The organism is Spiroplasma sabaudiense Ar-1343 (genome assembly GCF_000565215.1).
Lineage (GTDB): Bacteria > Bacillota_I > Bacilli_A > Mycoplasmatales > Mycoplasmataceae > Spiroplasma_B > Spiroplasma_B sabaudiense.
This window is the reverse complement of sequence record NZ_CP006934.1, coordinates 227,265-240,592: the sequence shown is the minus strand read 5'-3', so window position 1 is coordinate 240,592 and position 13,328 is coordinate 227,265. Positions and strand designations below refer to the sequence as shown.

Sequence of the window (13,328 nt, the reverse complement as noted above, 5' to 3'; positions counted from 1 at the left end):
CCTTCTTCTAAAATTTTAGAATTGGTGTTAGAACTCAAACCCCAATTCAATAAGTGCTTAAAATTGTTAAATTTGTCGTAAAAGTTATTTGATTATCAAGTACTGAAATATTAAGGATATTTATAAAAGTAATTAAAACAAAAATAATTGCCGGAATAATTACACCCTCAAATAAAATTGTCTTACTAAAATAAACATCTCTAAAAATTTCTACCATTGTACTGAATATGTAAAATAGTAATGCAGTTGACAAAACGCAATATAAAAGTCTAAATAAAAATTCAAACAGTTGTTCATCAACATTAACTTCTGTTTTAATTTTTAAAACTGCTTCTAGACTAAAAATGCTTCAAATAATATTGATTGATGCCAAAATTGATAGTGAATAAAATATTCAAACTTTTGCTAAAATTCTTGGTCCTGCTTTATTTTTTCACAAGTAAATTATATGTCACACAATTGATAAAATTGTAGTTAAGACTATAAAAATTATCGTAATTGTTAGAAAAATATTTATTTTGATAGAAAATAATAAGACAGGCACCAATAAAGTGCTTGCTACTAATGATATTAGCATAGAATAAAGCAAAATTGTGTAAAATTTAAGCATTTGTAGTGATAAAATGTTTCAATCATTTCGCCCTTTTGCTTCAATAGATTCTTGTTTTAGATTGTAATAGCCAATGTAGGGCTTAGAACCCTGGTAATTGTATTCGTATGCTCGTTTAATATCAAAAAAGGGTTCGCTTTTTTTTGATTTTAAGCGATCCTCTTCTAATTTTTGTGACGCTAAAATTTCGTTTTTTGAATTGTCGATTAAAACTACAAATTTATCTAGTGGTTCTTCCTTGAATAAAGACGAAATCATATCGTTAATTAACGCATTTAAAAAAATTGGTTTGTAGTGCAATTTGGTCATTCCAGCCAATTGAACTTTGATATCGTGGTGTGAACCCTTTATAACTAATTGTTTTAACTTTTCTAAACTACTTATAGTTTCATCGAAGCTTAATAATAAGAAATTATGGCGGCTAGTTTGGTATCCTTTTATGTTCTTAAATCAACCAAGAAATAAGGTTTTAAAGGTTGATACTATAATTCCAAAAATAAATGCTAGTATTAATAACTTAAATGGATCAAATAGTGTGTATAAAATTACATTACTATCTGAAAACTTTTTTAAAAAAGCTGAATATAAAAAATAAGCTATTAATAGAAACATCATTGTTACGATTTTTTTAATTGCGATTCTCATTGGATTCTCCTATTTTTAAACTAATATTTACCCTGAGCGAAGAATTTATTTCCTCCTCCTTTTGGGTTTAAATTTTTATAATTTTTAAAAATATCAATTGCTGGATACTCATTATTTAATGAATCACTTACTCCGACCGTTAATAAATTATCAGCTTTATTAACTGAGCAGATTATGATAATCAAATCTTTATACTTATTAATTAACTGATCACTCAACGCTTTCATTTCTTTAATACCTAAATCTGATACATTTAACTCAATTTGGGGAACCCCCTTTTGATTCGGTTTTGGTTCAACATTTTGATAAATCTTAATACAATCATTTACTTTTAAATCTTGTAACTTTTTATCATAATTTTTAAATTCCATTTTCAATTGCTCTGACATTATCTTTAGATTGTTAATGTTGTCTTTATTAATTTTTAAATCAATAATTTTTTGGTAAATTTCTAAAATTTTTTGATCATTCAAAATATCTTTGTTTTCATTATGTTTATTTGCAATAATCCTTGATTCTTCAATTATTTTATCAAAAACGTTCTTAACAAAAGCCTCTACCGCTTGATTGCTTGTTAAGGCGTGAACTCGATAAACCCCAGCACTCTTTGACTCCACAGATGTAATGATTAAATCTTCAATTATTTTTGTGTTCTCAACATGAGTTCCTCCACAAAGTTCTGATGAAAAGTCTCCAAATTTCACCGTTCTTACAATTCCATCGTATTTTTCTGTAAAAAAAGCTAATGCCTTATGTTTATTAACAGCTTCATCCATTGATGTAAAATAAACTTCTCGCGGTACTTTTAAAGCGATTTCTCTATCAACAACTTTTTGAATTTTCATTTGTTCTTCAGCAGTGATTTGACGATTAAATGTTATATCAATTCTTAAACCATTTTCATCGTTATAACTCCCACACTGCATTACTTCTTTTCCTAAAACTTCTCGAAGCGCAGAGTGAAGAATATGTGTTCCTGAATGATTTTTCATTGTAAAATAACGTTTTTCAGAATCAACTTGGGCAAATATTTTATCCCCAACCCTTAGTTCGCTACCATTTAAAATTACTTGATGAATATTTTGGTGATTTGGTCCCTCTTGAACATCAACAACAGTATAACTTTCATGACCTTTAATAAGAAGTCCACAATCTGCTGCTTGACCTCCTTTTTCAGCGTAAAAAGGTGTTTGGTTTAAAATTACAAAAACTTCCCCACTGTTTGCGCTTTGAATCACTTGATCGTTTGCGAACATATAAACAATTTCCGCTTCACAAGTTTCAGTTTCTCACCCAATAAATTTTGAAGGAATTGTCAGTTTAGTAAATAATTCGTTTTGTTTGTCTCAAGCTTTTAAATCCTTGCGAGAACTACGCGAAATTTCCTTTGCTTTTTCTAAAAGATTTTGAAATTCTTTTTCATCAACAATTGCATTTTGTTCATTTGCTAGTTCAACAGTCAGTTCGATTGGAAAACCATATGACTCAAATAATAATAAGGCTTCTTTACCTGAAATCTTCTTAGTTTTTTTTAAAATATTTGCCAATGCTTCTTGACCCTTTGTTAAAGTTTTTAAAAATTTATTTTCTTCAGTTTTGATTGCCTCAACAACCAAGTTACGTTTTTCAATTAAATATGGATAGAATTCCTTCATTGTCCCAATAACTATGTCAACTAAACGATATAAGAAGGCATCGTTAATACCAATTTTACGACCATAAACGCTACTGCGACGAATTAATCTGCGAATAATATAACCACGATCTTTGTTACCAGGGAAAACTCCGTCACTTATCGCAAAAGTAACAGCACGAATATGATCTGCAATTACTTTAAAAGCAGTATTTGTCGGGTTTAATTTATTATTCTGATTTTTAGCTGATTCATAATCGTATAAAAATTTTCGGCCAGTTAAATTTTCAATTGCTTCAATGGTTGGAATAAACAAATCTGTTTCAAAGTTTGTTGGTGCCTCTTGAAAAATCGAAACTAAACGCTCTAAGCCAGCCCCAGTATCAATATTTTTTCTAGGGAGTTCAGTGTAGTTATTATTACCATCATTGTTAAATTGTGAGAAAACAATATTTCAAATTTCAATATAGCGGTCATTTTCTATATCATCTTTTAATAATTTAGGCCCAATATTTTTGGGGTCTCAAGAAGGTCCGCGATCAAAAAAGATCTCACTGTTTGGTCCGCATGGTCCTTGTCCAACATCTCAAAAATTTGTTGAGCGATTTCCTTTAAAAATATGGTCTGGACTTATTTTTATGTCTTTTGTTCAAACATTATAAGCTTCTTCATCATCTTCAAAAACAGTTATATAAAGTTTCTCCGGGGGAATATCAAACCACTTCGGGCTAGTTAATAATTCTCAGGCAAAAAGAATAGCTTCTTTTTTAAAGTAATCTCCAATTGAAAAGTTACCTAGCATTTCAAACATTGTTTGATGGCGAGCTGTAATACCGACATTTTCAATGTCATTTGTTCTAATTGATTTTTGAGAATTTGTTAATCGTTGACTTGGTGGAGTTAGTCGTCCATCAAAATAAGGTTTTAGTGTTGCAACTCCTGAGTTTATTCATAATAAACTTGGGTCTTGAACAGGCACCAATGATACTGGTGGTAAAAATAAATGTTCCTTACTTTTAAAAAAGTCAATTCATGTTTGTCTTATTGCGTTTGCACTTAATTTTTTCATTATTTTTACTCCTAATATATTTAGAAATATTTTATCACATAAAATAAAAATAATTAAACCTTAAAAAATGGTTTAATTATTTAAATATAATATTGAAATTTCTTAATTGCCATCGATCAAAACAATATCATTAAAATTAAAAATGACGCTAAAATTAATAAGTCTGCTAAAAGTCATGCTTCTTGAGGGATAAAATTTTTCAACTGAACAATTATTACTGAAAATGATAAGAAAATTGAATAGCAAATCCTAGAAACAGAAAAGGAACTAACCGATGAAAAGGTTCAAAATCCTAAACCAGTACTCGCCACTAAAGCAGCCATTAAAGTTAAGACACCTGTTAAAAAACTATAGTTAAAAAATAAAATACTTGTTCCCTGGGCCCCAATTATTGTTAAAGAAAATATTAGGGCAATAATTGTTGAAAAAATTCAGGGAATAATTGCATATAAAGTCATTACCAAATAACTAATTCTTAAGAAGTTGTTTTTTGAAATTCCTGTTAGGGCAACTCTCTTAAAAACTGCTGTATTACGATTTTCCAAATAAATTTTTTGAAAAAATACCGATGATCCAATTAGTGTTGAGGCAATTCACATTGAAATGATTCAAGATCCAAATAAGGTTGCAGTCTCAACAGATGGCTCGACTGTTTTAAAAATAAAAATAAAATATACTGACGGGAATGCGGCAAAAAATAAGGCAACTAGAAAAGAAAAAATAAAATATTTTTTTGACCTTTTCATTAGTCTTAAAATAAATTTAAAAAACGCTTTATTTGGGGAAAAGGCACTTGTTGAATCCCTATTTATTCTTGCGGTCTTTAGCTCATTTTGCATTTTGCAAACCTCCAATATTATTGTTTTCGTAATTTTCAATACTATACTCTTTAAATTTCTCCTTGACAAAATCTTTGACACTGCCATATTCTTTAATAACATCAACGGTGTTATTAATCGAGGTTATCTCCCCGCCGTTCATAAACAAGATTTTATCCGAAAAATTCTGAATTTCCTCCATATTATGAGAAATCAATAATAAAGTTTTTTCCTTATCTAATAAAAATCGATCAAGATTTTCGTAAATGGTATCAACAATTTCGATATCCAATCCTGTTGCTAACTCATCTAAAATTAATAAGTCTGGGTTATTTAATATAGATAAAAAAATATTAACCTTTTGTTGTTGGCCTCCAGACAATTTTGAGACATCCTTATCGATAACATCTGTAATTGCAAATTTTTGAAACTCTTTTTCTAAAACTTCATTACTTCAATCAATATTATAAACATCTAAATAATATTTTATAAAATCTCAAACTTTAATATTTTTTGGAGCAATATTACCTTGTAGTTGCATTCCAATAATTAAACTATCTGTTTTAACAATTTGCCCACTTTGGTAATTCAAAATTCCTGCAATTGTCTCGCAAAAAGTAGTTTTCCCACAACCGTTCGGACCAATTATCGCAATACGGTCGCCTTTTATAATCTCCAAGGAAACATCGTTTAAAACCGTTTTCTTACCATATGCTTTTTTTAAATTATTTACTTTTAAAATCACTTCTTGCATATAATTCACCTTTAATACTATATTAAAGATTAAAATGACAAAGTCAACAAAAGCAAGTTCTTATTTTCAATTGCAACTTTTTTAAATAAAAACAAATAGGATAATAATTGAAAATTATTATAGTTTAACGAATCTTAATAATTAATGACATTTGAAGATGTAATTACTTAATTAAGAAAATTAAATTTCTTTTTGTAAAAATGTGAGTTAAAATTATCCAAAGGAGAAGAACGATGAAGTTACAACATTTAGATAAGAAAAGATTAATTCTAATTGATTTAGACGGGACAGCACTTGTAAAAGGTGGCATGAGTATGCATCCTAAGACAATCGAAGTACTCAAACAAGCAGAACGAGATGGTCATAGAGTTTGCATTATTACAGGTCGCCCGCACAGAGCAAGTATTCGCTTTTATCGAGAATTAGGACTTTCTACCCTTTTAACAAATTTTGATGGAGCCCATATTCATGATCCATTAAAGCGGATGTTCAAGCGAATGGTCTTACCAATCAGTTTTGAAACTGTCATGGGTGTAATTAATGACCCAATCATTAAAGATTCAGTTGATAATATTTTGATTGAGAACTATAATCGAGCAGTAGTAATGAAAAAAGATGCCTTTTTAGAGAACTTTTTTCATCTTGATGATGTTGAGGATGATGAATATTTTATTGCTAATCCTTATGAAGTTTGAACCGGACCAAGTACAAACGTAGTTTTGACATTAAAAACACCAGAATTAAAAGACAATGTGCTGAGACGTTTAGAAGCATTTAGAAACACAATTAAAGTTCAGACCGGAACGGTCTATGGCCATATTGATGATGAAAACCGCAGTATGATTACACTAACAAATAAGTTAGTAAATAAAGGTTATGTTTCCAATATATTAGCACAATACTATAACAAGGATATTCGCGATGTGATCGCCTTTGGAGATCAAATGAATGATTATGACATGATTCAATTGGTTGGTTATGGGGTCGCTATGAAAAATGGAAATGATGATTTAAAAGCTATTGCTTCAGGAATCACTCACCAAACAAACGATGAAGGTGGGGTCGGTTATTTTTTAGAAAAACTGCTTGCAGGTGAGGAAGTTTAATAAATAAATATTCACTAAGCAATTAGCAGCACTTTACTAACTTTATTTGATAAATAAAGGGAGAGCAAAATGAGCTGAAAATTACGAGAGTATTCACTTTACCACCAAAATGGATTTAAAGTTTCCTTAAGTTTTTGTGGAGTTCACAAAAAAATTGTTATCTGATTTTTCCCACAAGATAGCGGCGATGAAATTATTTTAGAAATTGGCAAAATGCAAGATTTTTGCAAAAAAAAATCTTTTTGAAATTTTCATATTTTTGCAATTTCAAGAGCAATGCCCGGGGATAAAGCAATTACTGAAAATTTTGAAAGCAATTCTATAACATTTTTAAATGATTACGACGGAACTTTGACAAATATATTTAATGTTGTTTTTTATAAAAATAGCATTGATAGTAGCAGAATTATAATCCAAAAAAGTGTATTTTTATTAAGTAAAAATTTTAATGTGCAGAAAGAATTTCGAAGTCAAAATCAAAAATGAGATTTTGATAAGATCATGGAGGAACTATACTATGAACTGAAAAGAAAAAGAATATCTATTACAAAATAATAATCTAAAAGGTTTTGAAGATATGAAAGGTCCAAATGGTATTGTTTTATTTTTCTATCCCAAAGCCAATACCAGTGGCTGCATCCTTGAGGTCAAAGCCTTTCAAGACAAACTAGAAAAAATCAAAAAGCGCGGTTTCACTGTTGTTGGAGTTTCACGCGACAATCACAAAGATCAAGTTGAATTTGCAACCGATTGTAATATAACTTATGATTTGATTTGCGATACTGACCTAACTCTACACAGGGCTTTTGGAGTAATGACTGATGAATCCGAACCTAAAGTAGAAAGATCGACTTTTATTTTAGACAATGGATTAAATTCAAAATACGAAATGCGTCGAGTTGACCCTGTTGGCCATATCGAAACAATAATAAAAAATTTGTAATTTTAAATATAAAAAAATCCGATTAATAATCGGATTTTTTTATATTTTTATAGACCCCGATGAGCGCGAATATATTGGTAGGCACTATTAATTTCAACCATTTTTTCTTCGCTTTTTGGGTCGTTTGAACTATCTGGGTGATATTTTTTGGCTAATTCCAAATAAACTTTTTTGAGTTCCTTGGTGCTAATCGATTCATCAACACCCAAAACTTCATAGCATCTTTGAAGCTCCAAACCTGATTGGTTTGCAAATGTTTTTTCTTGATCACTTTCATAAGAAGCACCAGAATCATCAGAATTATTATATTTGCTCTTTTTATTACGGTTTCCCCTAAAGATTAGGTCTACTATTCACCAAATGAATATATAATATAAAATTCTTCAAATTATTCTTGCCAAATCATCCAATTTTAGTCCCCCTTTTAGTTTTGTAACAAATCTTTAAGATCTTGTACCATTGACTCAATTGCCTTAATTAAAGGTTCATAAGTGCTCTCTTCATTAAAGTCGATTCCAACATCTTTTAGAATTTCTAATGGGTTTTTATGACCCCCCGCCTTTAGAAAGCTAGTAACTTTATCAATATTGCCATCTTTAACATCTTGGTATAATTTAAAACTGGCTGTCACATCAATGGCATACTTATAAACATAAAATGGTGAATGAAAGAAATGTGAGATTCTTGGTCATCCAAAAGGTAATTGGTCTGATGAATCAAATATTTCATAACCGAACCCTTGCTCACTGGTTTTATAATACTGCGCCAAAACTTCCGCTGTGATTGGTTCTCCTTGAGCCACTAAATTATGACAATTTAATTCGAATTCTGCAAATTGGATTTGTCTAAAGAAAGTTCCACATAAATCACCGATTCTTTGTTGAAGCAAGTAGATTTTTTCTTCTTTTTTTGTGGCATTTTTGTATAAATACTCAAATAATAAATGTTCATTTAAAGTACTAGCAACTTCAGCCAAAATAATTGGATATTCACTTAATGGGTATTTTTGACTTTCATCAGCAAACAATGTGTGGACACTGTGACCAATTTCATGCGCTAATGTTGCAACTGAAGACAATTTATCATCTCAATTCATTAAAATAATTGGTTCGACGCCAGCTCCTCCCGAAGAATAAGCTCCATCACGTTTGTTGGTGTCTTCAAAATAATCAATTCGATTTGCAGATCAGGCAATTTCTAATTTTTCTTTATAATCATTTCCCAAAACAAGCAAAGCTGTGCGAATTAATTCTTTTGCTTCGTCAACAGTATAATTTTTTTGATGATCTTTTGCCAATTTTAGCATTCTGTCTGTTGGATAAAACTTTTTAAACTTATAGTGATTTTTAATTAATAAATTATAATCCTTGAAAGGTTTTATAAACTTTCTTCCCACAGCAATTAAATTTTCATAGACTTCTTTAGGAACTGCATCACTTGAAAGACTTGCCTCCAATGCCGATGGATAATTTCTAATTTTTACATTTTCAAAACTTGCTTGTAAAATTCCCTCATAAATTTTAGCAAAAGAATGCTTCTTATCAATAAAATTTTTGGCAAAAAGCTTGCTAGCTTCTCTACGTAATTGTTGATCTTTTAATGGATCTGAATCTTCCATTATTTCAGTTAGCAAAGTTTGAGTTAGGGGTTGCTCCTTGCCCTTTCAAGTAAATAACTGTTCTTGACGATCTGCATAAGCTAGAACATCATATAAACTTCCAACAGCTCCACGTGATCTAGAAACTTTACTCAAAAGTTCTTCATCTTGGGCTGGTAATATGTGTTTTGCCTGCTCAAAGAATTTTTTCATTCCAAAAAGATGATGACTGTATTTTGGATTAGATTCCAATCAACCTTGAATCGTTTTTTCACCAACCTCTTTTAATTCTGGTGCAATAAAACTTGTTGCAATTTTCAATTTTTGGTAAAAGGTCATCATGTACCCTTCTAATTCTTGTAACTCTGTGTTTGTTTGATCAATATCTTGAAGGTGTAAATATTGTCCCAATTTCATAAAAATCAAATCTGTTTGAGTGTCCAATTCAAGATATTCAAAAAATTTAGTTTCCTCTTTTAGTTTTCCCTGAAAGTCTTCAAATTTTGAAATAATTTTTTCTAGATTTTTTAATTCCTTTTTAAATGCTCCTGCATCTTTATACAAGTGGGAAAAATCTCATTTGTATTCTTGCTTTGCCTCTGTTCTCTTCATAAAATCTCCTTTGATACATTATAGCATTATCAAACAATTTTTAAAGTTGATTATAATGTTATTTTTCGTAGGCTTCCACAATTGCTTGGAGCAAATCGTTTGATAAATTGGTAAGTTTTGTAAAAGTTGAAAAATCAAAAACTTTATTTTTTAAATCACATGAATAAAATCGATCTTCTAAGTTTTCGCTTTTTTTATTTAGGTCAAATATTACTTTGGCGTTTGTTTGAGTTATTTCGCGTTCCAAAACCCTAAAATATCATAGCGGGGACTCATTTTTTTTTATTATAAAAACTCAGTCATATTTTGAGTGCTTTAGTTTAATTAGATTTTTCATTTTAAATGCTCCCTTCACCTTATTTATCTTGACGAGTCAACGTCGTTCTTGAAGTAATTTTAACACTTACTTTATTTTAAAACCGAAATTTATTAATTATCCTATATTTGTGATTATAATTATTTTGGAGGTAATTATGATTACATTAAATAAAAATAACCAAGAAATTTTCTTAAAACCAATTTTGGTTAAAGAGATTAAAAATTCGCTAATTTCAAAAGTTAGCGGAAAAGCTTCATTGATTTCTGAGGACAAAACTTTATACTTAACAATTGGGGAACCATTTTTTCAAGATCCCTATTTTGAACTTAGCAAAGCAATTAAAGAAATTTATAAAGATTTTGAATTTGGACTGACAATTAGTTTTGATGAATTTGAAAGTATTTTAAATTGCGAAGAATTAGTTTTTGATGCAATTGTTGAGTCTTTATTTTGAATGGAGCATCAAGAACTTTCTTTAAAAACAACAAGATCAGTAGTTAAAAAGAATTATAATATTCTAACAAAAAAAGACTTTGATAAACATTTTTTAAAGACCGAAATTAAAATGGAATTTGTTAATTTTGCTCGCGACTTACAAGATACTCCCCCAAACATTTGTACAGCAACCTATTTTGGAAACCAAATTCAAGAAAAAGCTAAGGCAATTGCAAATGTAAGTGTTAAAATTTTAGATAAAAAAGAAATTGAAAAATTGCAAATGGGAATGCTGCTGGCAGTAAATGCTGCTAGCTATGAAGAGCCCAGAGTAGTTGTGGTTGAATATTGTAGTGATGCCAATCTTGAAAAAACCGTCTTGGTGGGAAAGGGAATTACTTTTGATTCTGGGGGATATTCTTTGAAACCCGCTTCAAGCATGAAAGGTATGAAATTTGATATGACCGGGGCCGCAGTTACTTGCTCAACAGTATTGGCTTTGGCAAAAAATAAAGCAAAGGCAAATGTTGCAGCTGTTGCCGTTCTAACAGATAATCGCATCGGAGGCAAAGGAACACTGGTTGAATCCGTGGTTAAAAGCATGAACGGAAAAACAGTAGAAATTTTAAACACTGATGCTGAAGGGCGTTTAGTATTAGGAGATGGTCTTACATATGCTGTTAGAAATTTAAAAGCAGACCGACTAATTGATGTTGCCACTTTAACAGGTGCGATTCGTTTCTGCCTGGGAACTTATATGACCGGAGCCTTTGCAACAAATAATGAATTTTATCAAGAATTTGAATTAGCATCGCATAAAGGTCATGAGGAAATTTGAAGAATGCCCATTCATCCTCAAAACTTCAAATATATGCGCAGCAGTTCAATTGCAGACTTAGCAAATATTGCTCCCGTTCCTGATGGAGGCAGCAGTAATGCGGCTGCCTTCTTAGCAGAATTCAGCGAAGGGCGCCCCCTAATTCACTTAGACATTGCAGCCACAGGCCACACACCAACTCGAGGAAATGCAATTATGTTGAAAAATATTTTTGAACTACTAAATCACTAGTTTAATTTTTAGAAAGTTTTTTACAAATTAAAAACCCGAATATAAAAACAAAAAGAGGTATCAACCCTAAGTTAACCAAAAGGTTTTCAATAAAGGTTGGTTTTTTTTGATAAAAAATTCGTATTAACAAGATCTTAAAGAGAAAATAACCGAGCCCCCTTGTTTTAAATGTAAAAATTGATTGAAAATTGATAGCTATCCATTTTCAAGTAGAAGGCTTTTAAATAAAATTACATTTTTTATTTTTGATTTAAATCATAAATCCAGCTTCGTTGATGAAGCAAATAAAAAGGACACCAATTTTCAATGGTGTCCAATAAGGATTGCTACTTTTAAATATTAATTTTGGTGTATTTTATAAAGTAAATTATTTTTTATTTAATAATTCAAATAGAGTTTTAATCATAACACCAGTTCCACGTTTTCCGTTATCAGCTGTTCCAGCAATATCTAAGTGAACAAATGGTTTACCTTCGGCAAAAGAATTTAAAAATGCCGCAGCAGTTGAACTTCCAGCGTTACGACCTGGTTCTGAGTTAACCAAATCAGCAACCGGAGAACATTGAATTGCCTTTAAATGTTCTGGAATTAGTGGTTGTCTTCAAACTGGTTCATGGGCTTTTTTAGCAGCATCAGCAACCGCTTGGTATCAAGCGTCGTCTGTTGAAAACATTCCTGTTTGTCATTTTCCCAATGCGATAACTATTGCCCCTGTCAGGGTTGCAGCATCAATTATTTTATCTACTTTACTCTCTCTAACAGCATAAGTTATTCCATCAGCTAATACTAAACGCCCTTCAGCATCTGTATTGGTTATTTCAACAGTTTTCCCGTTCATACTTTTAATTACTGATTCAACTAGAGTTGCATGACCTCCGATACGATTATCTGTAAATAATCCGATCGCCATAACATTAGTTTTTGCTTGCGCTTTGGCCAAAGCCATTACAGTTGAAAGCATTATTGCAGCTCCGGACATATCAAATTTCATACCTTCCATGAAATTTGAAGGTTTTAAAGAATATCCCCCAGAGTCAAAAGTAATTCCTTTTCCAACTAGTCCGATTTTTTCTTGTTTTGGATCGCCAACATATTCTAGAACAACTACTCGTGGTTCTACATAACTTCCAGCATTAACAGATAACAATAAACCCATTCCTAAGTCTTCAATTTGTTTTTTGTTATAAACAGTTAGTTTTAATCCCTTGATATCTTTTGCTTTTGTTGAAATTTTATCAGCGATCATTACACTTGTAGCTAAATTTGGTGGAGTATCTTGTAAATCTCTAGTAAAGTTTACAAATTCCATTTTAATTTTTTCTTCTTCAAAGCGATTACTTCTATCAGACTTGCAAATTAGATTGATATCTTTTTTGGGTTGGGGTTTTTCTTTATATGAAACTAAATCATGATTTTCAAAAAACGCAGTTTCAACAATAGCATCAAAAATAGCATCCCCTTTTTTTGAATCTATTTGTAAAAATGACTCAACATCAATATTTATATCGTGTTTTTGGTTTTTAAAGAAGTCTGACAGACCTTTTGAAATCCCTTTATAAAGACACTGTGCTGTATCGACTGTAAGATAAAAGGCCTTGTCCTCAGAAATTAATGTTACACTTCCTTCGTCTGTAGAAATCAAAGTATTTTTTATATTTTTTTTATCAATAGCTTTTAAAGTTAGCTCAAACTCTTTTTTTGAATTTAATAATATCATT

Annotated in this window: 12 protein-coding genes; 4 read left to right on the top strand and 8 right to left on the bottom strand. The window is 30.5% G+C overall.

Going from position 1 to position 13,328, the window contains the following annotated elements; translation table 4 throughout:
- Nucleotides 1-7: 7 nt before the first annotated feature.
- The 4 genes from SSABA_RS01095 to SSABA_RS01080 form a co-directional block, all read right to left on the bottom strand.
- Nucleotides 8-1,255 carry a hypothetical protein gene (locus SSABA_RS01095; protein WP_025250752.1) on the bottom strand — a complete coding sequence of 416 codons (1,248 nt, stop codon included), beginning with the start codon at nucleotides 1,253-1,255 and terminating at the stop codon, nucleotides 8-10.
- A 20-nt stretch (nucleotides 1,256-1,275) separates the two neighbouring features.
- A complete protein-coding gene (gene alaS / locus SSABA_RS01090; RefSeq protein WP_025250751.1) occupies nucleotides 1,276-3,957 on the bottom strand; it encodes an alanine--tRNA ligase in 2,682 nt (893 codons plus the stop codon).
- 80 nt (nucleotides 3,958-4,037) lie between these two features.
- Nucleotides 4,038-4,796, bottom strand: coding sequence for a hypothetical protein (locus tag SSABA_RS01085; protein ID WP_025250750.1), 759 nt, complete (start codon nucleotides 4,794-4,796; stop codon nucleotides 4,038-4,040).
- Nucleotides 4,762-5,529: an ATP-binding cassette domain-containing protein gene (locus SSABA_RS01080; RefSeq protein WP_025250749.1), complete on the bottom strand. Its 768-nt coding sequence runs from the start codon at nucleotides 5,527-5,529 to the stop codon at nucleotides 4,762-4,764. The genes SSABA_RS01085 and SSABA_RS01080 overlap by 35 nt, the downstream gene beginning before the upstream one ends.
- 233 nt (nucleotides 5,530-5,762) lie before the next feature.
- Between SSABA_RS01080 and SSABA_RS01075 the strand changes: the two genes are divergently transcribed.
- From SSABA_RS01075 to SSABA_RS01065, 3 genes are all read left to right on the top strand, one after another.
- Nucleotides 5,763-6,635 (top strand): HAD-IIB family hydrolase, encoded by an 873-nt coding sequence (locus SSABA_RS01075; protein ID WP_025250748.1) that lies wholly within the window; start codon nucleotides 5,763-5,765, stop codon nucleotides 6,633-6,635.
- 69 nt (nucleotides 6,636-6,704) lie between these two features.
- Nucleotides 6,705-7,190, top strand: a complete 486-nt coding sequence (locus tag SSABA_RS01070; protein WP_025250747.1) for a hypothetical protein — start codon at nucleotides 6,705-6,707, stop codon at nucleotides 7,188-7,190.
- Entirely contained in the window at nucleotides 7,153-7,578 is a 426-nt protein-coding gene (locus SSABA_RS01065; RefSeq protein WP_025250746.1) for a peroxiredoxin, read from the top strand. The genes SSABA_RS01070 and SSABA_RS01065 overlap by 38 nt, the downstream gene beginning before the upstream one ends.
- A 47-nt stretch (nucleotides 7,579-7,625) precedes the next feature.
- Here the strand turns inward: SSABA_RS01065 and SSABA_RS01060 are convergent, their stop codons facing one another.
- From SSABA_RS01060 to SSABA_RS01050, 3 genes are read right to left on the bottom strand one after another with little or no spacing between them, the layout of a single operon-like run.
- Nucleotides 7,626-7,988 (bottom strand): J domain-containing protein, encoded by a 363-nt coding sequence (locus SSABA_RS01060; RefSeq protein WP_025250745.1) that lies wholly within the window; start codon nucleotides 7,986-7,988, stop codon nucleotides 7,626-7,628.
- A 14-nt stretch (nucleotides 7,989-8,002) separates the two neighbouring features.
- On the bottom strand, nucleotides 8,003-9,787 hold the full coding sequence (gene pepF / locus SSABA_RS01055; RefSeq protein ID WP_025250744.1) for an oligoendopeptidase F: 1,785 nt from the start codon (nucleotides 9,785-9,787) through the stop codon (nucleotides 8,003-8,005).
- A 58-nt stretch (nucleotides 9,788-9,845) separates the two neighbouring features.
- Nucleotides 9,846-10,124, bottom strand: coding sequence for a type II toxin-antitoxin system RnlB family antitoxin (locus tag SSABA_RS01050; protein ID WP_025250743.1), 279 nt, complete (start codon nucleotides 10,122-10,124; stop codon nucleotides 9,846-9,848).
- Nucleotides 10,125-10,260: 136 nt separating this feature from the next.
- On the opposite strand from SSABA_RS01050, the gene SSABA_RS01045 reads away from it, so the two are divergent.
- Nucleotides 10,261-11,610: a M17 family metallopeptidase gene (locus SSABA_RS01045; protein ID WP_025250742.1), complete on the top strand. Its 1,350-nt coding sequence runs from the start codon at nucleotides 10,261-10,263 to the stop codon at nucleotides 11,608-11,610.
- A gap of 367 nt (nucleotides 11,611-11,977) precedes the next feature.
- On the opposite strand, the gene SSABA_RS01040 is transcribed toward SSABA_RS01045, so the two are convergent.
- Nucleotides 11,978-13,327: a M17 family metallopeptidase gene (locus tag SSABA_RS01040; RefSeq protein ID WP_025250741.1), complete on the bottom strand. Its 1,350-nt coding sequence runs from the start codon at nucleotides 13,325-13,327 to the stop codon at nucleotides 11,978-11,980.
- Nucleotide 13,328 lies beyond the last annotated feature (1 nt).